The organism is Pseudomonas fjordensis (assembly GCF_976987115.1).
The window spans coordinates 5,856,767-5,880,535 of the sequence record NZ_OZ336860.1 but is presented as its reverse complement, the minus strand read 5'-3'; the positions used below and the strand labels follow the sequence as shown (position 1 = coordinate 5,880,535).

Sequence of the window (23,769 nt, the reverse complement as noted above, 5' to 3'; positions counted from 1 at the left end):
TGGGTAATTAAACCGACCCACCCACGCCCTTAAACTTCTCAACAAAAACAGAGATTTTCTGGAAGACGTTCTGCTTTTTAGACAGGTATTGCGGATTCAGCGGACTCATCTTAGGCAGCACAGCATTGAGCTCGGTGCCATTGTCACTGGCAAACTCCCGTTTCAGTGAGGTAGTGATATAGCGTCTGGCCGCGTCGGCGTTGAGGTTCTCGCTGTCTATCAGCTCGGCAGCCTCACGTTGCTGTTCCACTTGAGCAAAGCTGAAGAAGATGTCGATCACGCTTGCCTTATCGCCAATCTGATCCAAATTGGTCTGATTGACGAAATCCACCAGCAAGCCTTCTTTGGCGCGATTACCCAAGCTGGCACGAATCACCCGGCGCACCTCATCCACTAGATCCGACTTGCTCTTGGTCTTCTTGTTGTGCTCGAAGATCAGCTCCAAAATGTAATCCAGATTAATTTCCTGCGATTTGAGCAGATCCACTTCAAAGACCACGTCATCCCAATCAATGGTGGATTTTTCCTTTTCAGCGCCCGCTCTTTCCCGGCGCAACCAGTCGCGCACATCGTTATAGGTCGAACGATAATCCTGGATTTTCCGCTCCGCCGGCATCTTGATCGCTTGCAGCGCGACAAGGTCTTCATCCTTTAAATAATGCTGAGCCTTGAACGCTTCGACTGCTGCCGAATCGTTCATATCCAAGGTTTGCAATGCCTTCAGACTGGCGAATTCATCGTAGTTTTGCAGCACGTTCTCAACGCGCAAATACTCGCCAAACAGCTTGGCAAAGGCCTTTTTGTCACACTCTTTTTCAATCGCCGCAGGGTCGGGGAAACGTTGTTCCAACTCTGTAACAACCGCCACAAAACCACGCCGTGCCTCACCTGTCAGAACATCGGTAAAGCCCTCCATGTACTCCTTGTAGCTCTTCTCCAGCACCACGTTTCGGGTATTGCTGTTGCCGAACAAGGTGATGGCGTCGATGGTCGCCTGTTCCAGATCGCGGAAGGTCACGATGTTACCGAAGGTCTTGGTCGCATCGAAAATCCGGTTGGTACGCGAATAGGCCTGTATCAGGCCGTGATAGCGCAGGTTCTTGTCGACGAACAGCGTGTTGAGAGTCGGGGCATCGAAACCGGTGAGGAACATGCCCACCACGATTAACAGATCAACTTCCCTGGCTTTGACTTGTTTGGCCAGATCGCGGTAGTAGTTCTGAAAGCCGTTGCTGTCCACGCTGAAGTTAGTTTTGAACAGCGCGTTGTAGTCCGCAATGGCCGCGTTCAAGAACTCTTTGGCGGTGCTACTCATGGCAGAAACATCGAAACTTTCGTCCTCGATCTCGCCGACCACAGCCTGCTCCTCGTTGGCAGCGAACGAGAAGATAGTGGCCACTCGCAAAGGCTTTTCCCTGCCCTTCTGCAGCTCCCTGAAAGATTCATAGTAGAGCTTGGCGGCTTCCACGCTGCTGACCGCGAACATAGCGTTGAAGCCCTTATTGCCCGCTTGCAGGCGGTGGGTTTTCTGCTGGAAACTGTTCAGGATGTACTGTGTGATCTCGCGGATACGCTCGGGGTGCAAAAAGGCCTGCCTGTTCTCCGCCGCGCTGAATTTTGTCTCATCCTGTTCGGTTTCAATGGCCTTGAACTGTGGCCGCACATCGTTGTAATCGACCTTGAACTTGAGCACCTTTTCATCGCGAATCGCATCGGTGATCACGTACGAGTGCAAGTCACGGCCAAACACGCTTGCCGTATCTTCCGCACCTAGCGCGTTATGGCCTGCAATGATCGGCGTTCCGGTAAAGCCGAACTGATAGAGCTTCTTGAACTTCCTCTTCAGGTTCTTCTGCGCCTCACCAAACTGGCTGCGGTGGCACTCGTCGAAAATGAAGACCACCTGCTTGCCGTAAATGGGCAGGTCGGGTTCGCTCTTCATCAGGTTGTTGAGCTTCTGGATGGTGGTGACGACAATCTTGTTGTCGTCCTTGTCCAGGTTACGCTTCAGGCCCGCCGTGCTTTCCGAACCGTTCACGCTTTCCGGGGAAAAGCGCTGGTACTCCTTCATGGTCTGGTAATCCAGATCCTTGCGGTCCACCACGAAGAACACCTTTTCGATGAACTCCAACTCGGTGGCCAGGCGAGCAGCCTTGAAGCTGGTCAGCGTCTTGCCGGAGCCGGTGGTGTGCCAGATGAAGCCCCCGCCTTCGCGCGTGCTCCACTTCTTGGCCTGAAACGCGCAGTTGATCTTCCACAAAATGCGCTCCGTGGCGGCGATCTGGTATGGGCGCATCACCAGCAGCGTGTTGCTGGTGTCGAAGACCGAATAGCGCAGCAGCACTTTCAGCAGGGTGTCTTTCTGGAAAAAAGTGGCGGTGAAGTCTTTCAGATCCTTGATCAGGCTGTTATCCGCCTTCGCCCAATTCATGGTGAAGTCGAAGCTGTTCTTGTTACGTTGTGTGGTATTGGCAAAGTAACGGCTGTCGGTGCCGTTGGAGATCACGAATAGTTGCAGGTATTTGAACAAGGAATTAACGCTGTTGAAGCTTTCCTTGCTGTAGCGGTGCACCTGATTGAAGGCCTCACGAATCGCTACGCCGCGCTTCTTCAATTCCACCTGCACCATCGGCAAGCCATTGACCAGAATCGTCACGTCGTAGCGATTGGCGAGGCTGCCGGTTTGCTCGAACTGCTTGATCACCTGCACGCTGTTGCGTAGGACGTTTTTATTGTCCAGCAGGTAGATATTTTGGATACGGCCATCGTCAAAGACGAAGTCATGAATGTAGTCGTCGTGAATCTTCCGGGTTTTCTCGACGATGCCATCGCTGGGCTTGTCCAGCCAGGTTTCGACGAAGCGCTGCCACTCTCTGTCGGAAAACTGCGCGTTGTTGAGCGTTTGTAGTTGCACGCGCACGTTGGCCAGAAGGGCTTGGGGCGTCTTCAGGGTGGTCAGGTATTCATAGCCCTGTTTCGTCAGGTCCTCAATGAACTCACGCTCCAAATCGCCTTCGCTCTGATAGCTCTCGGCAATCGACCATTCCTTTTTGTATTGCTCCAGAACGATGAAGTTGTTCAATTCGGCAATGGCTTTGTAGTCGCTCATTCTTGCGTGTCCCTTTTTGCAGCAGCTTTCACTTCGTGGTCTAAATCGGAATCGATGAGCTGTTGCGAGTTGAGTTTTTCACACTCGGAAGCGGATTCTGTTCCAGATGCCAGCCGGGAAAATATGCTCATTAACCGTTTTCTTTATTCTGCTGCAAGTAGCCGTAGGTGTTCAGCCTAGCAAGCAGTAGGCTAACCATCTCTTTTTCGGGCGATGTCGGCTCTGCGATCTCTTCGTTGGACAAGGTGTTGTGAGGGTAGAAATTCATCACTCGGGCAGCATAAGCCTTTTTATCCTCCGGCAACAGCTCAGACCATCTTTGATAGCCCAGAAAGTTGGCGGTTTTTTCATACAAATTACGGAGTAGCGCAAAATGGTAGCGCTCCACGCTATTTGTAGCGACCGCTTGCTCGATAAGCGTTTTAATGTGCAGGTGATAAGAAAAGCTTTTATTTGAATCGCCCTTCTTCTCTTCATGCACAAATGTGCCATCATCCAAAACGCTGAGAATGTAACCGCTCTTGGCACCAACCTCATTGTAAAGCACGTTGTAAAAAAGCGCGTTGTGAGTAGACACGATGAATTTGACGCTCGACTCACTAGAGTTGATCAGTTGCCCCAAGTTTACCGCCAGTTGAATCAGGTGGTTCTCATCCAGAGAGCTGACCGGATCATCAATGAACACATATTCCAGCTGATTGAATTCATCGGTCTCGCGATCAGCCGGTTCAGCAACATTGAGCACGTCAATCACCTGCTCAAGCAGTGTGTAGAAAATACTCCAGATAAAGTTACTTTCTTCACCCTTGGAAATTTTTAAGTTTCCCGAATTCGTCGTATCGCCACGCTCCATCGAGAACGTGACTTCCGAGAACGCTCTGACGGTAAACTCGTTGCCGTCCTTGTCTTGCTCTTTTCGCTCTGCATTGAACCGTGGCGTGAGCTTGTCATTGGTATAGCGCTGAAAGGTCGTAATGATGTTCTGATCTTTCCCCTGATCCATCAACACCCAATCCGTAAAGGTGTTGGGCTGGATTTTCAGCTTGGGTTCAGCATCATCGGCCAGGTCGTTGTCCCAATAGAACAAATCTTCGGTAAAAGCGCTGTAATAGAGAATTTTGTTGCGTGACAATCCAGGTTGATCCAACGTATCAACGTCTTCATTGGCATCCGCTTTTGGTGCAATTAACTTCTTGAACTCCCGCGACAGACGCGTCTTGCCAGTACCGTTGAAGGCATAAATTAGCTGTACCTTCTTCTTGATGTCTTTCAGTTCTTTGGCAATTTCGGTTAGCGACTTACCCATGTTATACCGCTACCTCTTCTGGTCTTGGGAAACTTAACAACAAGTCACGGTAATGTTCGTATTGCTTTTGGCGTAACATAATTTCGCCCGGCAAGCCTTCGCTGATAGAGTTGGTCATGACGTCGAATTTTTCGAGGGTGGCGACAATACGCTCTTGTTCGGCGAGCGATTTTTCAGCGTCATCTGGGTAAGGTACAGGAATGGCAATTTTTGAAAAACCAGTAATCAACAAAGTATTGATTTTTGTTCTAGCTACATACTTTGCTTTCTTGGCAATAAACGACGCTGTTTGCATGCAATAGGAAACAAACTTTGGATTCATTGAGTGCCGGAACGCGTAGCAATGATCGTGAATGGCTACTCTTTCATCTCCGAGCCAAGCCACGGCTTTGCCCACGTCTTCTACGGTCTCGCCAACGTCGGTTATTATGACGTCTTTTGGCTGTGCATAGCGCAGTGACCCAGCCATATCGCTTCTGACTTGAGAAAAAGCTTGATCCGTAAAAACACCGTAGCGCGTGTATATCTCGCCGTAATGAATAACACTGATACCGTCTTCCGCATAATCAGCCTTGGTGAAACGCTTGCCACGAATAAATTCGCCAATCTCTCCTAGCGCCTTCCACTCCACGTTGCCTTCTTTGAAACTTAACAACTGGTCACGATAATGGTTGTATTGTTTTTTGCGGGCGGAGAGCTCGGCGGTAAGCTCGGCGGTAAGCTCGATAAAGGAGTCCAGTATGCGGACGATTTCGGCTTGTATTTCAAGCGATTTTTTTGGGTTTTCTGGGCAGGGGATGGGGATTTTTAAACTCTCAATTTTCCCGACAGTCAATCCAGGCTGAGCAGATTGTGATGCATACTGATTTAGATTCATGAGCGTCAGTAAGTGAAATGCCCAATCGATATTAATGCAATCACTTGGCGTAACAACGACCGCGTGTTCTGTCGCATAAAACTTTCCGTTTGTTCGCTGCACATTTCCACATAATGCACCCTGCCGGCCAATGAGCAAATACCTCCCGTCATGGCTGTTTTTCGCAACAAAGCCACGAACCCCATTTCCTCCAAAACATGGATAAGGATGTTCGCTGCTGGCTTCCTCCATGATGTTGCTTGCCGAAATATGTTGGCCAGAGCGCATGTGTACAACTTCGCCCAGCACCTTCCACTCGACATCAACGCCATCCAGCAGCCTCTCCAAGAAATTCACGCTACTCATGCCTCCTGTCCCTCGCCCTCGATCTCCGCAACAATCGCGTCAATTTCTTTGCGTAGCTGGTCGATCCTGGCAACCCTGGTTTTTAGGTCGGCATTGAGTTGAGCAATATCCACCACGTCGCGGTTGTCCTTGGCTTCCACATAGCTACTGACGGACAAGTTGTAGCCGTTGGCGGCCACCTGTTCAAAAGGGATGGATTGAGCAAAGTGCTCCACGTTCGCCTTGCTGTCGAACACTTGCATGATTTGCTGGATATGGCCAGGGTTGTTCTCGTCATCGTTATCTGTGAGGACGTTGATGCTGCTTTCTTTCTTGAACAGTCCGCTGGCCTCGATGAATTGGGTGGTTGTGTCGGTCTTATGCTTGGAAAGCACCAGAATGTTCACAGCGATTGTCGTGCCGTAAAACAGGTTGGGCGCGAGCGAAATCACGCTTTCCACGTAGTTGTTGTCTACCAGGTATTGGCGGATCTTCTGCTCGGCCCCGCCCCGGTAGAAGATGCCGGGGAAGCAGACGATGGCGGCTCGGCCTTTGGCCGAGAGATAACTGAGTGCATGCAGCACGAAGGCGAAGTCGGCCTTGGATTTGGGCGCCAGCACACCGGCCGGGGCAAAGCGGTCGTCGTTGATCAGAGTGGGGTTGTCCATGCCCTTCCACTTCACCGAGTACGGCGGGTTGGAGACGATGGCATCGAAGGGTTTGTCATCGCCAAAGTGTGGATCGATGAGAGTGTCGCCTAGCTGTATGTTGAATTTGTCGTAGTTGACGTTGTGCAGGAACATGTTCATCCGCGCCAGGTTATAGGTGGTGTGGTTGAGTTCCTGACCGAAAAAACCTTCTTCGATTATATGTGCGTCGAAGTGCTTCTTGGCTTGCAGCAACAGCGAGCCCGAGCCGCAGGCCGGGTCGTAGATTTTGTTGACTGTGGTTTGTTTGTGCATGGCGAGTCGGGCGATCAGCTTCGAGACATGCTGCGGGGTGAAGAACTCACCGCCGGATTTGCCAGCGTTGGCGGCGTAGTTGGAGATGAGGAATTCGTAAGCGTCGCCAAACAGGTCGATATGGCTGTCGTCAAAGGTGCCAAAGTCCAGCCCTGCTACGCCTTTGAGCACCTTCGCCAGTCGTTCGTTTTTGTCTTTGACCGTGTTGCCCAGGCGATTGCTGGTGGTGTCGAAGTCGGCAAACAGGCCTTTGATATCGCGCTCGGAGGGGTAGCCGTTGGCGGACGCCTCAATATCTTGAAAGATGTTAGCCAGATCGGTGTTCAGGCTTGCGTTGCTGTGGGCACTGGCCGCCACCATGGCGAATAGCTGACTGGGGTAGATGAAGTAGCCTTTGGTCTTGATGGCGTCGTCTTTGATGTCTGAGGTAATCACGCTATCGGGCAGCTCGGCATAGCGGACGCTCTCGTCACCGCCTTCGATATAGGTGGCGAAGTTTTCGCTGATGAAGCGGTAAAACAGAGTGCCGAGCACGTATTGCTTGAAGTCCCAACCGTCGACTGCGCCACGCACATCGTTGGCGATTTGCCAGATCTGGCGTTGCAGGGCGGCACGTTGTTGGGTGCTGGTCATGGTGTTTTCCTGTTAAATTCATTTTACTTGGCCACTCCATCGCGCGATGAAGAGGCTTTGGGAGGTATCGAATGTGCTTGACCAGCTTGCGCTACCGCCTGCCAGAGAGCTCTCCGGGATCTTATGATCCGCCGGAGGCGCTTTTTGGCCATCCTCGATGGCCGTCAGAAGGTGGTCATCTGCTGCATTGGCAAAAGCAATGGACTCCTTGGCGCTTTCTTTGGAGCCTGCCTTCCTGCTGGTAGTGGTTGTAAGATTTTCCTGTCGAGGCACCCTCTCCAGACTAACGATGCTTCCGCGCTGTATTCATTTTGGTTCGCTCCTGCGCTCTGCATCGTCATCGGCACCACCTACGCGCACCCATTCATCAATCTCCGAGAGCTGAAATTTCCACAGGCGCCCGATCTTGTGCGCGGGAAGTCCCTTGTGCTCCCGCCAGCGGTAAACGGTGTCCTTCACTACGCCTAGATGCCGGGCAACATCGATTGCAGTAACCCAAGGTTCGGTAGTCATGGCATTGATGCTCAAAGGCTTCTAAAGTCGCTTTAAATCGTTATAAGTCTGCCAGATAGACGAATCAGCGACCATCTTTAAATGCCCATGATTGCTTGGTCGAATTTGATATCTACGGTTTGTCCCGGAGCGGGAGGAGAGGCGGCTGGAAACTGCTGTTTGCTTGGTGCCGCCCAAGCTTCCGTAAAATGAGATTGCCCAGTGCCTGATGGAGGAGATCTGTTGAGGTCGGCTTTGGGTCGGTTACAGTCCTTCAGTGCTTGGCTGACACACTCGCGCTAAGTGGCACCCGCTGACCCCCATCAACTGCAAACGGCAGGTCAGCGCGAATGTAAATGACTGGTCAGTGGCAATGCAATTAGGTGGTCAAGTGAGATGCAATTACGCAGAGCCCACGCGAGTGGGAATGCGGAGCCTTCCCGCTCGCGTGGGCTTGGCCGAGAAAGCCCCAAGAGAGAGGCTTGCAGCGGCGACGGTCGCCACTTCTGTCGCCATGCTGCAGACCAGGTATTACGCGGGTTGTCGCCGGTGTCGCCGCTGTCGCCAAATCAACCATCACTCCATCTGGGGAGTCATTCTCGGTTACCGGCAGCGTCCGGTGAGCGCTCACCGTATCGGCACGACGTTGTGGTCCCTGGTTTGATTGATCGCAGATGCCGATAGGTTGCCAGTGGCCGCTTTCTGGATGTGCTCACTCCACCAAGCCATCATCGGACGCCGGCGCTCGATGTAGTCAGCTCGGTTGTAGGCACTTCGGACTTCGTCCTTGTCGACATGCGCCAGCGCGACTTCGATCAGCTCCGGATCCCAGCCATGCTCGTTCAGGATGGTGCTGGCCATGGAGCGCATGCCGTGGCTGACCAAGCGGTCCTGGAAGCCCATGCGTTTCAACGCCATGTTGGCGGTCTGGCTGTTGGCGTGGGTGCGCGGATTTCTATCTGCCGGGAACACGTATTCCCTGTGGCTGCTGTGGGACTTGAGCGTCTCTAGTAACGCGAGTGCCTGTTCGGTCAGCGGGATGGTGTGCGGACGACGCTTTTTCATGCGCTCCGGCGGGATGGTCCAGATGCGTTTGTCGAAGTCGATGTCTGCCCATCGGGTGGTGGCCGCTTCGGCAGGACGGGTCATGGTGTGCAGTTGCCATTCGATCAGACAGCGGGTGATCCGCTTGATGCTGGCGTTCGCGATTTCGATCATGAGCTCGGAAAGCTCATCGGGTCGTAGCGCGGCCATGTTCTGTTTCTTGGGTTTCTTGAACACTGCGCGAATGCCGCTGAGAGGGTTCGCAAAGATCAGTCCTGAATTGACCCCGTAGGTCATGATCTCGTTGAGCCGTTGGCTCAATCGCTTCACTGTCTCGAGGCTGCCTTTGGCCTCGATTGGGCGAAGCAATTCGATGACCATCGGTGCGGTAATTTTCGAGAGCGGCGTTGTTTTCAGGTCTGGAAATACGTGCAGCGTGAGCGATCGCCAAATGTCCTCGGCGTACGCTGGCGTGACGGAGTCCTTCTTCAGCTCGAACCAGGCGGTGGCCACGTTCTCGAACGTGTGTTCCGTCTCCGCTCGTTTGGCTTCGTCCTGTGCATTGCGTTGCACCTTGGGGTCAATGCCTTGTGCCAGCAGCTCCCGCGCTTCAACCACTTTTTTCCTGGCGTTCGCTAGTGAGAGCTCCGGGTACGTGCCCAGCCCCATATTGATACGGTTTTTGGTTACCGGCTCGCGGTAATTGAAGTTCCACAGCATCGAGCCATTGCTCCTGACTCGGAGCTGAAGGCCGTCACCATCGCTGAGGACGTAATCCTTGTCTTTTGCCTTGACTGCCTTGAGCTGGCGGTCGGAGAGGCGAAGGGCTGGAGCAGGCATGAGAGCTACCTCTGACACCGTTTTGGTATTCCAAAAAATAGCACCGGATGGCTTGGAATACCATTTGGAATACCCAAACGGCTGGAACTCAGAAAACCTCTACGGAGCCCAGAAGCTCTTAAACCCTTGATTTTGCTGGATTTCAGGCACAAAAAAAGACGTCCGTGGACGTCTTTAGATGTTGTATTGGTGGAGCCGGGGGGATTTGAACCCCCGTCCGCCAGTACTCCGCTGTCGGTACTACATGCGTAGCCGTTTCTATTAAGTTAACCCTCAGCGACCCGAAGGGCAGGGTGCTTTGGGCGAGTTGTGTAAGTTTTAGCCGCTTCGTCCACAACGTACTGCACGGCGATTCTGTTCTATATGACAATCACTTTGGGTTTACAGACATCCCCTGGTGATTGCTGGACCCGAAGGTACCAGAAGCTCAGGGCTAAGGCTGCTTACGCAGCGAGAGCGAATTCCTGGCCGTAGTTTTCGTCATTGGCAACTATAAGAAGTTGCAACAGTGGATTTACGAGTTCTGTTACCAACTCGGCATGCACCTAAAGTTTCGCGACCGGCGTCGAATCCTAAACGGCCCCGTGCTTGTAACTCGTTGTTTCTTAGTGAGTGACAAGCCTGTGCAGTGTACGCCAAAAGCTCAGCGAAGGCCAACCCGGAGGTTGGCCCTCTCGCTTACTGGCCGCCTTTGTCGCTGTTCTGCAGGTCTTGCAGGGCCTTGGAGGTGATTTCGATGCACTTCTTCTCGTCACCTGCGGCGTGGGCTGCCTTGGCCTGGGAGACGGCGGTGTCTATTTCGCCACTTTTACCGCTGGTGTCGGTGGCGAGCAGGGCTTTGCCGTTGTTGATTTTGTCCAGGTTGATCTGGCACAGGTCTTTGTCACTGGCTGCGAAAGCGGGGGAGGCGAGCATCGCAGCGGTCATGAACAAGCCAGCAAGAGCGGAACGCTTCATAGGGTGTCTCCTTGCGCAAAAGGGCTCGACGCTGCTGGCGGGCAACCGCTGCCAGCGACATCACTGATTGGCCTCGTTGGTCGAGGCCTATGCAGATGACTGCGCCGGTGCGCGAGGGTTCGGTTTTTTTGCCAGGTCAGTGGGCGCGGGCGCGGGTGACACGGTCTACCAGGTAGACCAGGCCGTGGTAGTCGATGCCGCCATGCTGGCTCAGGCCGATCTCGCAGGTGCGGCTGGTGGAGATGCCTTCGCTGCAATATTGCACGGCGTCTTTGAGTGAGCGCAGGGAGTGGGCGTTGAGTTCCGGTGTGGTGAAGCCTTTGTCGCCGGCAAAGCCGCAGCAATGAATGCCTTCGGGGATCACCACGGTTTTTGCGCAGCGTCGCGCCAGTTCGATCAGTGCCTGGCTTTCGCCCAGGTGTTGGGTGCTGCAGGTGACGTGCACGGCGATGGGCGCTTCCTGGGGGGTGAAGTCGAGGCGGTCCATCAGGTGGGTGCGGATAAAGCGCACGGGGTCGTAGAGGTCCAGGCGCGTTTCTCCCAACTCTTGCACCAGGCGCAGGGTGCAGGGGCTGGTGTCGCAGTAGATGGGGTCGAGGCCGCCGCGGCTGGCGTGGAGCAGGGCGCCGATCAGTTCCTGGCGCTTGTGTTCGGCCTGCTCGGCGTAGCCTTTGGAGGCGAAGGGTTGGCCGCAGCAGAGGCTGTCCTGGTTATCGGGGAATACTACCTGGTAGCCGGCTTTTTCCAGCAGTTGGCGGGTTTTGTCGTACAGCGACATTTGCTCTTTATCACCGGTTGCCGGGCCCATGGCGCGGGAGACGCAGGCGGCCAGGTACACCACGCGCGAGCGCGCGTCCGTCACTGCCGGGCTGAAGCGGATGGCTTTTTCGGGCTGAGGCATGGCGTTGGTCCACTGCGGAATTTGCCCTTTGGACAGCTTGGTCAGCGTGCTCGAGAGCCTGGCCAGGCGTGGAGCACCCAGCAGCATGCGTGCGCCATTGGCGATGTGCAGGGTAAAGCGCGCACCTTGCAGCGCGGTGGCGAAATGGCTGGCGAGCCAGTCGGCGGTTTTCGTACGGTCGGCTTCGCGGCTGCGCAGTTTTTTCACCAGGTCGCCGGTATTGATGCCTACAGGGCAACGTTGCGCGCATAAGCCAGTAGCGGCGCAGGTGTCGATGCCCTGGTAGTGGTAGGCCGCTTCCAGTTCGGTGGTGTCCACGCCTGCGCGTTTTTTGGCTTGGATGTCACGCCAGATCACGATGCGCTGACGCGGGCTCAGGGTCAGGCCTTTTGACGGGCACACGGGCTCGCAGAACCCACACTCGATGCACTTATCCACCAGCTCATCGGCGGCGGGCAGCGGCTTGAGGTGTTTGAGGTGAATCTGCGGGTCTTCGCTGAGCACCACGTCCGGGTTGAGGATGCCGTTGGGGTCGAGCAGGCGCTTGAGCTGCCACATCAGTTGATAAGCGTCGCTACCCCATTCCAGTTCGACGAACGGTGCCATGTTGCGGCCGGTGCCGTGTTCGGCCTTCAGCGAGCCACCGAACTCCACGGCCACCAGTTGCGCAACGTCGTCCATGAACGCTTGATAGCGTGCGACTTCTTCGCTGCTGTTGAAGCCTTGGGTGAACACAAAGTGCAGATTGCCTTCCAGGGCGTGTCCGAAAAGGATGGCTTCGTCGTAGTGATGTTTGTCGAACAGGGCGATCAAGCGGTTCACGCCAATCGCCAGTTGTTCAACCGGGAAGGTCACGTCTTCGATGATCACGGTGGTGCCGGTTTTGCGCACGGCACCTACGGCCGGGAAGGTGTCTTTGCGGATGGCCCAAAGGCGGGCGTTTTCCAGTGGGTCTTCGGTGAAGTCGACTTGTTTCTCCACGGGAAACGCCGCCAGGGACGCCATGATCAGCGTCAGTTGTTCGTGCAGCAGCGATGGCGAAGCGGCGCGGGATTCGATCAGCAGTGCGCAGGCGTTTTCCGATAAGTGTTGTACGAAAGCAGGCATGCCCGGTTTGTCCTGCACCGAGCGCATGCTGCGCCGGTCCAGCAGTTCAACGGCCGAGACTGGCTGAGTTTTCAGCACGGTGACGGCGTTGCAGCAGGTTTCGACATCCGGGAAGACGATCAGCGCCGAGGCTTTGTTGGGGTGATCGATCACGGTGTCGTAGGTGACCGCACTGATAAAGCCCAGGGTGCCCTCGGAGCCGACCAGCAGGTGGCTGAGGATATCCAGCGGGTCATCGAAATCCACCAGGGCGTTGAGCGACAGGCCGGTGGTATTTTTCAGACGGTATTTGTGGCGGATCTTTGCCGCCAGCTCAGTATTTGCCCGTGTTTCGCGACCCAACAGGGCCAGGCGTTCAAGCAGTGCGCTATGTGACTGGCGGAAGGCTTGCACGCTGTCGGTATCTTCGGTGTCCAGGCGGCTGCCATCGGCCAGCACCAGGCGGATGCCCGCCAGGGTGTGGTAGGTGTTTTGCGCCGTGCCGCAGCACATGCCACTGGCATTGTTGGCGACGATACCGCCGATCTTGCAAGCATTGATGGACGCTGGGTCCGGCCCGATCTTGCGCCCGAACGGTGCGAGCCAGGCGTTGGCCTGGGCGCCGATCACGCCGGGTTGCAGGCGGATCTGTGTGCCTTGCCCGCGAATTTCGCGGTGGTTCCAGTTATCACCCAGTACGATCAGCACCGAGTCGCTGATGGCCTGGCCCGAGAGGCTGGTGCCTGCGGCACGAAAGGTCACCGGCACGCGGTCGCGCTGGGCCAGTTGCAGCAGGGTTACCACTTCGTCTTCTGACTCCACGCGGATCACCAACTGTGGGATCAGTCTGTAGAAGCTGGCGTCGGTGCCGAAGGCGAGGGTGGAAAGTGGATCGTCGAAGCGACGATCTTGCGGGATCAGTTGTGCGACGTCGCTCAGGAAAGCAGCAGGCAGGCTCATCGGTCCTCCAGAAATAGCAGACGCCGGAAGGGTGCCCCGGCGTCGATTCTTACCCTATTACGTGCACGTCTCAGTGCACCAGCATACCGGTGAACCAGTACGCCTGCGCCAAGGTGATCAGCCCGACGATGGTGGCAAAAAACAGGCTGTGCTTGAGGGTAAAGCGGAACAGGTCGGATTCCTTGCCCACCAGGCCGGTGGCGGCGCAGGCCACGGCGATCGATTGTGGCGAGATCATTTTGCCGGTCACGCCACCGCTGGTGTTCGCGGCTACCAGCAGGGTGTCATTGACGCCGATCTGGTGCGCAGTGGTGGCTTGCAGTGAGCTGAACAGGGCGTTGGATGAGGTATCGGAGCCTGTCAGGAAAACCCCCAGCCAGCCAAGGAATGGCGAGAAGAACGGGAAGGCCGCACCGGTGCCGGCCAGAACCAGCGCCATGGTCGAGGACATGCCGGAGTAGTTGGTGACGAAGGCGAATGCCAGCACCATGCCGATGGACAGGATCGGCCAGCGCAGCTCAAAGAAGGTCTCTTTTAAAGTGGTAAGACCAGTTTTAATGTCGATTTTCAACACCAGCATGGAGACCAGTGCCGAGAAGAAGATCGCCGTGCCGGTGGCAGAAATCGGGTCCAGCTTGAAGACGGCCGGGATGGCGGTAGGGTTGGTCACGATGGGCGCGACTTTCACCACCAGTTGATCCAGGTGCGGGATCGCAAAATTGAACACCCAGCCGTACATCGAGCCGCCCGCAGCGAACAGGGCCTTGAAGGGTTTGAGGGTCCAGATGGTCACCAGTACGGTGAGGATCAGGAACGGCGACCACGCCTTGAAAATTTGCCCCAGGCTGTAGGGCGAAACCACGGTGTTGCGCGGCAAGCCGAAGCCGCCGGCGCTGGAAGTGACCGCTACGCTGGAGGTGGCGCCGGCAATTTGTGCGCCTGCGGTGCGCTTGGGTTGCCAGACTTTCAGGAACAGCGTCAGGGCAATCAGGCTGGCGAGTGCCGAGGTGATGTCCGGCAGCTCCGGGCCAATGAAGTTGGAGGTGAAATATTGGGTGACGGCAAAGCTCAAGCCGGCCACCAAGGCTGCCGGCCAGGTTTCGCGAACGCCGCGCAGGCCGTCCATCATGAACACCAGCCAGAACGGTACGAATAGCGACAGCAGCGGCAGTTGGCGGCCGGTCATGGCGCCAATCTTGAACGCATCAATGCCGGTGACCTGGCCGGCGACGATGATCGGAATGCCCAAGGCGCCGAAAGCTACGGGCGCGGTATTGGCAATCAGGCACAGGCCGGCGGCGTACAGCGGGTTGAAACCCAGGCCCACCAGCAGCGCGGCGGTGATCGCCACGGGCGCGCCAAAACCGGCCGCACCTTCCAGGAAGGCGCCAAAGCAAAAACCGATCAACAACACCTGCAAGCGCTGGTCATCGGTGATCGACAAGACGGAGCTGCGAATGATCTCGAACTGGCCGCTCTTGACCGTCAATTTGTACAGGAATACCGCCGCGACGATGATCCAGGCGATGGGCCACAGGCCGTAGGCAAAACCATAACCGGCCGCAGCCAGGGCCATGTCTACCGGCATCTGGAAGGCGAAGATGGCGACCAGGATCGACAGGGCCAGGGTGATGCTGCCGGCCACATGGCCTTTGAGGCGGAACACGGCCAGCGCCAGGAAGAAAAATACGATGGGAATGACGGCCGCCAGTGCGGACAGGCCGAGGCTGCCGAGTGGGCTGTAAAGCTGTTGCCAGGTTTGCATATGGGGTGGCCCCTGATTGTTGTTGTTTGGTGAGCTTGGTTAATTGGTAATACCAATTTACAATCGCTGTGGGCTAGATTAAGAGGCTGGGCAGGGGTGTGTCAATTTGCCGCCTGCGAAACTTTGGTCGTAGGTCGGGAGGCGGGGTGTTCTGATCAGCGAAATTGAAGGCGTTCTGATAGGTGCTGCCGGCACGTCGATAGGCCAGAATAGGGGCCCCGGCGAGTGGTCGGGATGGTGGAGAGTTGAGTTATGGGGTTTGATCAGGTGCGTCAGCGCCGTTTGTCTGACGATATTGTCGAGCAGCTTGAGGGCATGATTCTCGAGGGCACGCTGAAGTCGGGCGAGCGTTTGCCGGCCGAGCGCGCGTTGGCTGAACGCTTTGGTGTGTCGCGCCCATCGTTGCGTGAGGCGATTCAGAAACTGGCGGCCAAGGGGTTGCTGGTCAGTCGCCAGGGCGGTGGCAACTATGTGGTGGACTCCCTGGGTTCGACCTTCAGCGATCCGCTGCTGCATTTGTTGGAAAGCAATCCCGAAGCGCAACGCGACCTGCTGGAGTTTCGCCAGACCCTGGAGGCTTCGTGTGCCTATTACGCGGCGTTACGCGCCACGGAGGTTGACCGTGAACGGCTGACCGCAGCGTTCGAGGCGTTGCAGGATTGCTATGCGCGCGCCGACGAGGTGAGCCGAGTGGAGGAGGGCGCTGCGGATGCGAGGTTTCACTTGGCGATTGCCGAAGCCAGTCATAACGCCGTGTTGCTGCACACCATTCGTGGGCTGTTCGACCTGCTCAAGCGTAACGTAGTGACGAATATTGGTGGCATGTATCAGCAGCGTACCGAGACCCGCGACATGCTGATCAATCAGCATCGGGACTTGTACCTGGCCATCATCGAGGGGCGGGCCGAGCAGGCGCGCGAAGTCTCGACACGGCATTTGCTGTATGTGCAGGAGGTGTTGGAGGAGGTGCGTCAGGAGGTTCAGCGTGTGGCTCGTGCGGAGCGGCGCAAAGGGATGTAGCCCGCATGGGCTACACCGTCACAAGGATTACTCTTCCTTGCCTTTGTTGCGCACGGCGCGATGCAGCTCGCGATTGGAATCGCGCTCGCGTTCGGTGTCGCGCTTGTCGTATTCCTTCTTGCCCTTGCCCAATGCGATCTCGCATTTGACCAGGTGCTTGCTCCAGTACCAGGACAAGCAGATGCATGCGTAGCCTTTTTGCTGCACGGCTGCGGCGAGCTTTTCCAGTTCGCGAGCATTGAGCAACAACTTGCGCGTACGCACCGGGTCGGCAATCACGTGGGTGCTCGCGGTGGTCAGCGGGGTGATATGACTGCCAAGCAGCCACGCCTCGCCATCCTTGAGCAGCACATAACTGTCGACCAGCTGCAGTTTGCTGGCACGCAGACTTTTTACTTCCCAGCCGGCCAGGACCAGACCAGCCTCGAACCGATGTTCGATGAAGTAATCGTGTCGCGCTTTTTTATTTTGCGCGATGGTCCCTGTGGGGTGTTTCTTTTGTTTAGCCATAGGGGCGGCATTATAGGGAGTTGCGAGCGTGTCGGCTACGGTCAACCTGTGTGCTTGAGCGAGTTGGACGAATCCCGGACAATGCGGGCAGTTCTTTGGTTTTTTTCTCTCGCGGATTGGGCTGTTCTTTCGCGATGTTTGCCTTAAGCAGTGGAAGTAACGCTCACATGACGACGCATATTCAACGTTCGGCCCTGTTGCCCTACCCGGCGCAGGCGCTCTATGACCTGGTCAACGACGTGGCGCGTTACCCAGAGTTTCTGCCTTGGTGCTCGACGGCCGAGGTTCTGGAGAGCAGTGACGAGCACATGGTTGCCAGTGTGGGGGTGGCCAAGGGCGGCCTCAGCCAGCATTTTGTGACGCGCAATGTGCTGGTGCCGGGGCAATCCATCGAAATGAACCTGCAGGAAGGGCCGTTCACCCAGCTACATGGTGTGTGGGTGTTCAAGGCGCTGACGGACAAGGCCTGCAAGATCAGCCTAGATCTTTCGTTTGATTATGCCGGGCCGATTGTTCGTGCGACCTTGGGGCCTTTGTTCAATCAGGCAGCCAATACCCTGGTGGACGCGTTCTGTCAGCGCGCCAAGCAACTGCATGGTTGAGATTGAGGTGGTGTTTGCCGCTGAGGACCGCCAGGTGTTGCTGGGGGTAAAGGTGGCTGAGGGCACCACGTTGCGCGAGGCGGTTCGGGCGTCGGGAATGGCGGCGCATTTTCCTGATGTTGATCTGGCTGCTTGCCCGGTGGGTATATTTGGCAAGGTCGTCGTGGATGCACAGGTGCGTAGCGTGCAAGCGGGTGACCGTATTGAGATCTATCGGCCTTTGCTGGCCGACCCTAAAGAAGTGCGCAGGTTGCGCGCGGCCAAGGCGGCATTGGCCAGGCAAGCGAATTCTTGAGCTTGCCAAAGGGTAGCGTAGCCATCTACACCACTGCCATACGAAGCTGAACCGGTAACTGCCTGCCAACCGACACCTATCTCCCTGGAGCCGCGCGATCCAACTGTGGGAGCTGGCTTGCCTGCGAAAGCGGTGGTTCAGCTGAATATTCAGTGACTGACACACCGCCTTCGCGGGCAAGCCCGCTCCCACAGGGGATTGGTGCCTGGCGCTGATTTTGTGGGCAATACATGGCTAATGTGGGAGCTGGCTTGCCTGCGATGGCGGTGGTTCAGTTAAAGATTAATTGACTGACACACCGCCTTCGCGAGCAAGCCCGCTCCCACAGGGGGGGCTGAGCCAGGCGCTGATGCTGTGGGCAATATAGCTATGCAAATGGCAGACAACAAAAAGCCCGGCATGCCGGGCTTTTTATCGAGCGCAAAATTATTGCGGGCTGGTGTCCAGAGGCTCAGGCGTCGGCACGGGCACGGTTTCCACGTTGTCGATGTCTTTCTGGATGCTGTCCAGCAACGAACCTGGCTTGGCCGGTACCTCGGATTTTGGTTTTTCAGCTTGCTGCGCAGGTGCGGTCACGTTGGTGCCGCTGTCCTTGCCCAGCAAGGCTTCATCGCGGCTTACGCCGGGCATGAAGTCACCGGACAGGCTCACGAGCTGGTCATTGCCATTGAAGATGACACTGACGCGCTCCTGCTGGCGTTCACCGCCACCCGGCTGCAGGCTGTAGAGATAATCCCAGCGATCGGCATGGAAAGTGTCGGTCAGCAGGGGATTACCCATGATAAACCGTACTTGCCGTCGGGTCATTCCCGGGCGTAACTGGTCTATCATGTCCTGCGTGACGACATTGCCCTGCTGGATGTCGATTTTGTAAACCCCGGGGAATGAACAACCGGCGAGTGCGAGCAGTCCCACAAAGGTGAAACTGGTTAGCAAGAGCTTGGTGTTTTGCATCGGTGGGCGACTTCCACTATCTTGGCTGGGACAACGTAAACGCCGATCATACCCGTATTAAGAGAAGCTGCGAAGCAGCATCCGCGAGAAAGCTAACCATGGTTGAAAATAGCGAACTACGCAAAGCCGGTCTCAAAGTGACTCTGCCACGAGTCAAGATTCTACAAATGCTCGATTCTGCTGAGCAGCGCCACATGAGTGCCGAAGACGTTTACAAGGCGCTGATGGAGTCTAACGAGGACGTCGGCCTGGCCACGGTCTACCGTGTACTGACCCAGTTTGAAGCCGCAGGGCTGGTGGTTCGTCATAATTTCGACGGCGGTCATGCGGTGTTTGAATTGGCTGACGGTGGTCACCATGACCACATGGTTGACCTGGATACCAATGAGGTTATCGAGTTCACCAGCCCTGAAATCGAAGCGCTGCAGCACAAGATTGCTGAGGAGCATGGATTCGATTTGGTCGACCACAATCTCGTGTTGTACATCCGTAAGAAAAAGTAAAAATCGACGCAGTTTTGCTTTGCGAAACGATTGAAGGCGACCCTCGGGTCGCCTTCGTGCTTTCTATAGAGGGGAAAATGTCGCTTCAAGCCTTCGCGGCCACCACCATTTTTTTTGCGTGAGCCAAGGACTCCTTGGTCAAGTCGATACCGCCGAGCATCCGCGCCACTTCTTCCACCCGTTCCGATTTGTTCAGCTTGGAGACGGCTGTGTGTGTCGCGTCACTGCCGCGCACCTTATGCACAAACAGGTGCTGATGCCCTTGAGCTGCCACTTGCGGCAAGTGGGTCACCGTGAGCACTTGGCCACGATCCCCCAGGCGACGCAGCAATTGGCCAACGATTTCTGCGGTCGGCCCGCCAATGCCCACATCCACTTCATCGAATACCAGGGTGGGTACCCGTGAGGTCTGTGCGGTAATCACCTGGATCGCCAGGCTGATCCGCGAGAGTTCGCCGCCGGAGGCCACTTTGGCCAGGGCCTTGAGCGGTTGGCCGGGGTTGGCACTCACCAGCAGCTCGACGTGCTCCAGCCCATGGGGCTGCAATTCTTGACTGGCGTTGGGGTGCAACTCGATGGTGAAGCGCCCGCCTGGCATACCCAGGCGTTGGATTTCCATCTCAACGGCGCTTGCCAGGCTAGTAGCTGCCTGCTGGCGCAGAGCGCTCAACTCCCGGGCTTTTTCCTGATAATGACGGGCAAACGAAGCGAGCTCCTCGCCCAGTCGTTCGATGGATTCGTCGTTCGCGTTGAGTGTTTCGATTTCATCCAGCAGTTTCTGCTGCATGGTTGCGACTTCCGTCGGCTGGATTCGATGCTTGCGAGCCAGGGTATAAATAGTGTCCAGGCGCTCTTCTATTTCTTGCAGGCGTGCGGGGTCGGCGTCGAAGTGGTCCAGGAAGCGATTGAGTTCGCCCACGGCCTCTTCAACCTGGATTTGCGCGCTGGTCAACAGGGTGGTCGCTTCGCTCAGTGAGCCAGAAGCATTGTTCACGCTGGACAGGCGGTTGAGGCTGGCGGTCAGTGCGTTGAGCACATTGCCCGAGTCGCTCTCGCTGCATTGCTCGACCACTTGGCGGCAGATGCCCAGCAGGGTTTCGGCGTTGGTCAGGTTCTTGTGTTCCTGCTCAAGCTGTTCCAGCTCGGTCTCACCCAGGCCCAGGCTTTCGAGCTCTTCCAATTGATAGCTGAGCAACTGGTGGCGGGCGCGTTGTTCGTCGCCGGAGTTGGAGAGGCGTTCCAGTTCCTGGCGTGTCTGGCGCCAGCGTTGGGCGGCCAGTTGAACTTGTCGGGAAAGGTCGGTGGCGCCGGCGTACTCATCGAGCAGGCGGCGGTGGGTATCGGTTTTCAACAGGGATTGATGTTCGTGCTGACTGTGGATATCGATCAGCAATTCGCCCAGGGCTTTCAAGTCGCCCAATGGGCACGGTGTGCCGTTTATATAGCCGCGCGAGCGCCCCTCGGCGGTGATCACCCGGCGCAGAATGCAGGGGCCTTCATTATTAAGGTCGCGCTCGGCCAGCCATGCCTCCGCTTCAGGGATGTCCGCCAGGTCGAAGGTGGCCAGAATGTCGGCCTTGTCGGAGCCAGGGCGTACCACGCCGCTGTCTGCGCGATCGCCGAGGGTCAGGCCGAGGGCGTCGAGCATGATCGACTTGCCGGCGCCGGTTTCGCCTGTGATTACGCTCATCCCGCGATCCAGTTCAAGATCCAGATGTTCAACGATGGCGTAGTTATGTACAGACAGGTGCACGAGCATGACGGCCGCTCCCAGGCTTTAGGTCTGGTTATTTATACAGTGTTTTGTTCGGGGCTGACAATCCTGACGCTTAGCTCGATTTGCTTGAGTCGCGATTTTTTTTAGCGCGATGTGGAATGAGCGTGAAGGAAATGATCCAGGTCAATCGAAAGACTTTTGGTAACGCCTGTGCCCTTGAACCTGAAAATTGTGGCCCCATATACCGGAGCAGAAGCGCGAGTTGAGTTCGCGCATGATTTTGAAAGGAGAAATCTATGGCTGACGAACAGACGCAGGATACGCAAACTCCAGACGCCAATTCGGCTGCCGGTGATGAACTGGCGACTCGTGTGCAAGTGCTCGAAGAGCAATTGGCCGCTGCGCAGGATCAATCGTTGCGTGTTGCCGCCGATCTGCAGAACGTCCGCCGCCGTGCCGAGCAGGATGTAGAGAAGGCTCACAAGTTCGCGCTGGAAAAATTCGCTGGTGACCTGCTGCCGATCATCGACAGCCTGGAGCGTGGTCTTGAATTGTCTAACCCGGACGACGAAAACATCCGCCCAATGCGCGAAGGCATCGAGCTGACCCTGAAAATGTTCCAGGACACCCTGAAGCGTTATCAGTTGGAAGCGATCGATCCGCAAGCCGGCGAGCCGTTCAATGCTGAGCATCACCAAGCCATGGCCATGCAGGAAAGCCATGACCTGGAGCCTAATAGCGTGATCAAGGTGTTCCAGAAGGGTTACCAGCTCAACGGTCGCCTGATGCGCCCGGCAATGGTGGTGGTGAGCAAGGCTCCTGCACCCGTTGCACCTTCTATTGATGAGCAGGCTTGAAATACGCCGCAAGGCCCCCATTTATAAGTCAAGCGTTTAAGTGCTACCGCAGTTAGCCACAACTGCTGCGGCAACCAAATTCAAGTTTCGGGAGAGTAAATCATGGGCAAAATTATCGGTATCGACCTGGGGACCACCAACTCCTGCGTCTCCGTGCTGGAAAACGGCGTTGCAAAAGTTATTGAGAACGCCGAAGGCGCACGTACCACTCCGTCGATCATCGCTTACGCCAACGACGGTGAAATCCTCGTCGGCCAATCGGCCAAGCGTCAGGCAGTGACCAACCCGCACAACACCCTGTACGCGGTAAAGCGTCTGATCGGTCGTAAGTTCGACGAAGAAGTCGTACAGAAAGACATCAAGATGGTGCCTTACAAAATCGCCAAGGCCGACAACGGTGACGCCTGGGTTGAAGTGAACGGCCAGAAAATGTCGCCGCCACAAATCTCGGCTGAAATCTTGAAAAAGATGAAGAAGACCGCCGAAGACTACCTCGGTGAAGCAGTGACTGAAGCGGTGATCACCGTTCCTGCCTACTTCAACGACAGCCAGCGTCAGGCCACCAAAGACGCCGGCCGCATCGCGGGCCTGGATGTAAAACGTATCATCAACGAACCAACCGCAGCTGCGCTGGCTTACGGTATGGACAAGGCCAAGGGCGATCACACCGTGATCGTTTACGACCTGGGTGGCGGTACGTTCGACGTCTCCGTGATCGAGATCGCAGAAGTTGATGGCGAGCACCAGTTTGAAGTGTTGGCCACCAACGGTGACACCTTCCTGGGTGGTGAAGACTTTGACATTCGTCTGATCGACTACCTCGTTGACGAATTCAAGAAAGAAAGCGGCATGAACCTCAAAGGTGACCCGCTGGCCATGCAGCGCCTGAAAGAAGCCGCTGAAAAAGCCAAGATCGAGCTGTCTTCCGCTCAGTCGACCGACGTGAACCTGCCGTACATCACTGCGGACGCTACCGGTCCTAAGCACTTGAACGTGAAAATCTCGCGTTCCAAGCTCGAAGCGCTGGTTGAAGACCTGGTTCAACGCACCATCGAACCTTGCCGCATCGCGCTGAAAGACTCCGGTATCGACGTTGGCTCTATCAACGACGTGATCCTGGTGGGCGGTCAGACCCGTATGCCACTGGTTCAGAAGCTGGTTACCGAGTTCTTCGGCAAAGAAGCTCGTAAAGACGTGAACCCGGACGAAGCCGTTGCCATGGGTGCTGCCATCCAGGGTGCCGTACTGGCCGGTGACGTGAAAGACGTGTTGCTGCTGGACGTAAGCCCGCTGACCCTGGGTATCGAAACCATGGGTGGCGTGATGACTGCGCTGATCGAGAAAAACACCACGATTCCTACCAAGAAATCCCAGGTGTTCTCGACTGCCGATGACAACCAGGGCGCCGTGACTATCCACGTGCTGCAGGGCGAGCGTAAGCAAGCTGCGCAGAACAAGTCCCTTGGCAAGTTCGACCTGGCTGAGATTCCACCAGCACCACGTGGCGTGCCACAAATCGAAGTGACCTTCGACATCGACGCCAACGGCATCCTGCACGTCGGCGCGAAAGACAAGGCCACTGGCAAAGAGCAGAAGATCACCATCAAGGCCAACTCCGGCCTGTCTGATGAAGAAATTCAACAGATGATCCGTGATGCTGAAACCAATGCTGAAGCGGACAAGAAGTTCGAAGAGTTGGCAGGCGCCCGTAACCAGGGTGACGCGCTGGTTCACTCGACGCGCAAAATGATCGCTGATGCTGGCGACAAAGTGACCGACGAAGAGAAAACCGCAATCGAAGCGGCAGTGGTTGCCCTGGAAGCCGCCATCAAAGGCGACGACAAGGCTGCCATCGAAGCCAAGGTTGAGGAACTGTCGAAAGTCTCCGCGCCAGTTGCTCAGAAAATGTACGCCGAACAAGGCCAGCCGGCTGACGGCGCTGCGCAACAAGCAGAGCCTGAAGCCAAGCACGACGATGTTGTCGATGCCGAGTTCGAAGAAGTCAAAGACGACCAGAAGAAGTAACTTGGTCGCCCGGTTGACCGCACACAAGCG

General features: G+C 56.1%; 19 protein-coding genes and 1 other RNA gene. 6 read left to right on the top strand and 14 right to left on the bottom strand.

Going from position 1 to position 23,769, the window contains the following annotated elements:
- Positions 1-7: 7 nt before the first annotated feature.
- The 11 genes from ACWHXD_RS26890 to ACWHXD_RS26840 all read right to left on the bottom strand — a co-directional run bounded on the left by ACWHXD_RS26890 (position 8) and on the right by ACWHXD_RS26840 (position 15,256).
- The gene (locus tag ACWHXD_RS26890) at positions 8-3,109 is read right to left on the bottom strand and encodes a type I restriction endonuclease subunit R (protein WP_225570513.1); all 3,102 of its coding nucleotides are present in this window, start codon (positions 3,107-3,109) and stop codon (positions 8-10) included.
- Positions 3,106-3,240 (bottom strand): hypothetical protein, encoded by a 135-nt coding sequence (locus ACWHXD_RS26885; RefSeq protein WP_499084862.1) that lies wholly within the window; start codon positions 3,238-3,240, stop codon positions 3,106-3,108. Before ACWHXD_RS26885 ends, ACWHXD_RS26890 begins: the two co-directional genes overlap by 4 nt.
- Positions 3,240-4,415: an AAA family ATPase gene (locus ACWHXD_RS26880; RefSeq protein ID WP_225570514.1), complete on the bottom strand. Its 1,176-nt coding sequence runs from the start codon at positions 4,413-4,415 to the stop codon at positions 3,240-3,242. Before ACWHXD_RS26880 ends, ACWHXD_RS26885 begins: the two co-directional genes overlap by 1 nt.
- 1 nt (position 4,416) lies before the next feature.
- Positions 4,417-5,637: a restriction endonuclease subunit S gene (locus ACWHXD_RS26875; protein WP_225570515.1), complete on the bottom strand. Its 1,221-nt coding sequence runs from the start codon at positions 5,635-5,637 to the stop codon at positions 4,417-4,419.
- Entirely contained in the window at positions 5,634-7,211 is a 1,578-nt protein-coding gene (locus tag ACWHXD_RS26870) for a type I restriction-modification system subunit M (RefSeq protein WP_225570516.1), read from the bottom strand. Before ACWHXD_RS26870 ends, ACWHXD_RS26875 begins: the two co-directional genes overlap by 4 nt.
- A 306-nt stretch (positions 7,212-7,517) precedes the next feature.
- Positions 7,518-7,724: a helix-turn-helix domain-containing protein gene (locus ACWHXD_RS26865; RefSeq protein WP_225570517.1), complete on the bottom strand. Its 207-nt coding sequence runs from the start codon at positions 7,722-7,724 to the stop codon at positions 7,518-7,520.
- Positions 7,725-8,330: 606 nt separating this feature from the next.
- Complete coding sequence (locus tag ACWHXD_RS26860) at positions 8,331-9,587, bottom strand: integrase domain-containing protein (protein ID WP_225570518.1); 1,257 nt, start codon at positions 9,585-9,587, stop codon at positions 8,331-8,333.
- Positions 9,588-9,774: 187 nt separating this feature from the next.
- Positions 9,775-10,171, bottom strand: a transfer-messenger RNA (tmRNA) gene (gene ssrA, locus ACWHXD_RS26855).
- A gap of 94 nt (positions 10,172-10,265) precedes the next feature.
- Positions 10,266-10,544 (bottom strand): PA2433 domain-containing protein, encoded by a 279-nt coding sequence (locus ACWHXD_RS26850; protein ID WP_057711113.1) that lies wholly within the window; start codon positions 10,542-10,544, stop codon positions 10,266-10,268.
- 136 nt (positions 10,545-10,680) lie between these two features.
- A complete protein-coding gene (locus ACWHXD_RS26845) occupies positions 10,681-13,491 on the bottom strand; it encodes an FAD-binding and (Fe-S)-binding domain-containing protein (RefSeq protein WP_138761952.1) in 2,811 nt (936 codons plus the stop codon).
- Positions 13,492-13,561: 70 nt separating this feature from the next.
- Complete coding sequence (locus ACWHXD_RS26840; protein ID WP_078803828.1) at positions 13,562-15,256, bottom strand: lactate permease LctP family transporter; 1,695 nt, start codon at positions 15,254-15,256, stop codon at positions 13,562-13,564.
- A 252-nt stretch (positions 15,257-15,508) separates the two neighbouring features.
- On the opposite strand from ACWHXD_RS26840, the gene ACWHXD_RS26835 reads away from it, so the two are divergent.
- The gene (locus tag ACWHXD_RS26835; RefSeq protein ID WP_014719963.1) at positions 15,509-16,276 is read left to right on the top strand and encodes an FCD domain-containing protein; all 768 of its coding nucleotides are present in this window, start codon (positions 15,509-15,511) and stop codon (positions 16,274-16,276) included.
- Positions 16,277-16,303: 27 nt separating this feature from the next.
- On the opposite strand, the gene smpB is transcribed toward ACWHXD_RS26835, so the two are convergent.
- Positions 16,304-16,786, bottom strand: a complete 483-nt coding sequence (gene smpB, locus ACWHXD_RS26830) for an SsrA-binding protein SmpB (RefSeq protein ID WP_003176160.1) — start codon at positions 16,784-16,786, stop codon at positions 16,304-16,306.
- Between the two features lie 167 nt (positions 16,787-16,953).
- Between smpB and ACWHXD_RS26825 the strand changes: the two genes are divergently transcribed.
- Both ACWHXD_RS26825 and ACWHXD_RS26820 read left to right on the top strand, forming a co-directional pair.
- Positions 16,954-17,388 (top strand): type II toxin-antitoxin system RatA family toxin, encoded by a 435-nt coding sequence (locus ACWHXD_RS26825; RefSeq protein ID WP_003194226.1) that lies wholly within the window; start codon positions 16,954-16,956, stop codon positions 17,386-17,388.
- Positions 17,381-17,683, top strand: coding sequence for an RnfH family protein (locus ACWHXD_RS26820; RefSeq protein WP_138761953.1), 303 nt, complete (start codon positions 17,381-17,383; stop codon positions 17,681-17,683). Before ACWHXD_RS26825 ends, ACWHXD_RS26820 begins: the two co-directional genes overlap by 8 nt.
- A 426-nt stretch (positions 17,684-18,109) precedes the next feature.
- Here ACWHXD_RS26820 and ACWHXD_RS26815 read toward each other — a convergent pair whose 3' ends face one another.
- A complete protein-coding gene (locus ACWHXD_RS26815; RefSeq protein ID WP_032895265.1) occupies positions 18,110-18,637 on the bottom strand; it encodes an outer membrane protein assembly factor BamE in 528 nt (175 codons plus the stop codon).
- Positions 18,638-18,735: 98 nt separating this feature from the next.
- Between ACWHXD_RS26815 and fur the strand changes: the two genes are divergently transcribed.
- Positions 18,736-19,140 carry a ferric iron uptake transcriptional regulator gene (fur, locus tag ACWHXD_RS26810; protein ID WP_003194220.1) on the top strand — a complete coding sequence of 135 codons (405 nt, stop codon included), beginning with the start codon at positions 18,736-18,738 and terminating at the stop codon, positions 19,138-19,140.
- An 85-nt stretch (positions 19,141-19,225) separates the two neighbouring features.
- On the opposite strand, the gene recN is transcribed toward fur, so the two are convergent.
- Positions 19,226-20,899 carry a DNA repair protein RecN gene (gene recN, locus ACWHXD_RS26805; RefSeq protein ID WP_138761954.1) on the bottom strand — a complete coding sequence of 558 codons (1,674 nt, stop codon included), beginning with the start codon at positions 20,897-20,899 and terminating at the stop codon, positions 19,226-19,228.
- 254 nt (positions 20,900-21,153) lie between these two features.
- Here recN and grpE point away from each other — a divergent pair, with 254 nt between their 5' ends.
- Together grpE and dnaK are read left to right on the top strand one after the other, a co-directional pair.
- Positions 21,154-21,714: a nucleotide exchange factor GrpE gene (grpE, locus tag ACWHXD_RS26800; protein WP_003194215.1), complete on the top strand. Its 561-nt coding sequence runs from the start codon at positions 21,154-21,156 to the stop codon at positions 21,712-21,714.
- A gap of 102 nt (positions 21,715-21,816) precedes the next feature.
- Complete coding sequence (dnaK, locus tag ACWHXD_RS26795) at positions 21,817-23,739, top strand: molecular chaperone DnaK (RefSeq protein WP_003194213.1); 1,923 nt, start codon at positions 21,817-21,819, stop codon at positions 23,737-23,739.
- Positions 23,740-23,769 lie beyond the last annotated feature (30 nt).

What these genes read in the sequence shown, in the direction of transcription:
- ACWHXD_RS26845 (WP_138761952.1), bottom strand. Translation starts at nt 13,491, where the DNA reads ATGAGCCTGCCTGCTGCTTTCCTGAGCGACGTCGCACAACTGATCCCG.
- recN (WP_138761954.1), bottom strand. Translation starts at nt 20,899, where the DNA reads ATGCTCGTGCACCTGTCTGTACATAACTACGCCATCGTTGAACATCTG.
- ACWHXD_RS26835 (WP_014719963.1), top strand. Translation starts at nt 15,509, where the DNA reads ATGGGGTTTGATCAGGTGCGTCAGCGCCGTTTGTCTGACGATATTGTC.
- ACWHXD_RS26860 (WP_225570518.1), bottom strand. Translation starts at nt 9,587, where the DNA reads ATGCCTGCTCCAGCCCTTCGCCTCTCCGACCGCCAGCTCAAGGCAGTC.
- ACWHXD_RS26890 (WP_225570513.1), bottom strand. Translation starts at nt 3,109, where the DNA reads ATGAGCGACTACAAAGCCATTGCCGAATTGAACAACTTCATCGTTCTG.
- ACWHXD_RS26875 (WP_225570515.1), bottom strand. Translation starts at nt 5,637, where the DNA reads ATGAGTAGCGTGAATTTCTTGGAGAGGCTGCTGGATGGCGTTGATGTC.
- fur (WP_003194220.1), top strand. Translation starts at nt 18,736, where the DNA reads ATGGTTGAAAATAGCGAACTACGCAAAGCCGGTCTCAAAGTGACTCTG.
- smpB (WP_003176160.1), bottom strand. Translation starts at nt 16,786, where the DNA reads ATGGCTAAACAAAAGAAACACCCCACAGGGACCATCGCGCAAAATAAA.
- ACWHXD_RS26880 (WP_225570514.1), bottom strand. Translation starts at nt 4,415, where the DNA reads ATGGGTAAGTCGCTAACCGAAATTGCCAAAGAACTGAAAGACATCAAG.
- ACWHXD_RS26885 (WP_499084862.1), bottom strand. Translation starts at nt 3,240, where the DNA reads ATGAGCATATTTTCCCGGCTGGCATCTGGAACAGAATCCGCTTCCGAG.
- ACWHXD_RS26850 (WP_057711113.1), bottom strand. Translation starts at nt 10,544, where the DNA reads ATGAAGCGTTCCGCTCTTGCTGGCTTGTTCATGACCGCTGCGATGCTC.
- ACWHXD_RS26825 (WP_003194226.1), top strand. Translation starts at nt 16,954, where the DNA reads ATGACGACGCATATTCAACGTTCGGCCCTGTTGCCCTACCCGGCGCAG.
- ACWHXD_RS26820 (WP_138761953.1), top strand. Translation starts at nt 17,381, where the DNA reads ATGGTTGAGATTGAGGTGGTGTTTGCCGCTGAGGACCGCCAGGTGTTG.
- ACWHXD_RS26865 (WP_225570517.1), bottom strand. Translation starts at nt 7,724, where the DNA reads ATGACTACCGAACCTTGGGTTACTGCAATCGATGTTGCCCGGCATCTA.
- dnaK (WP_003194213.1), top strand. Translation starts at nt 21,817, where the DNA reads ATGGGCAAAATTATCGGTATCGACCTGGGGACCACCAACTCCTGCGTC.
- grpE (WP_003194215.1), top strand. Translation starts at nt 21,154, where the DNA reads ATGGCTGACGAACAGACGCAGGATACGCAAACTCCAGACGCCAATTCG.
- ACWHXD_RS26840 (WP_078803828.1), bottom strand. Translation starts at nt 15,256, where the DNA reads ATGCAAACCTGGCAACAGCTTTACAGCCCACTCGGCAGCCTCGGCCTG.
- ACWHXD_RS26870 (WP_225570516.1), bottom strand. Translation starts at nt 7,211, where the DNA reads ATGACCAGCACCCAACAACGTGCCGCCCTGCAACGCCAGATCTGGCAA.
- ACWHXD_RS26815 (WP_032895265.1), bottom strand. Translation starts at nt 18,637, where the DNA reads ATGCAAAACACCAAGCTCTTGCTAACCAGTTTCACCTTTGTGGGACTG.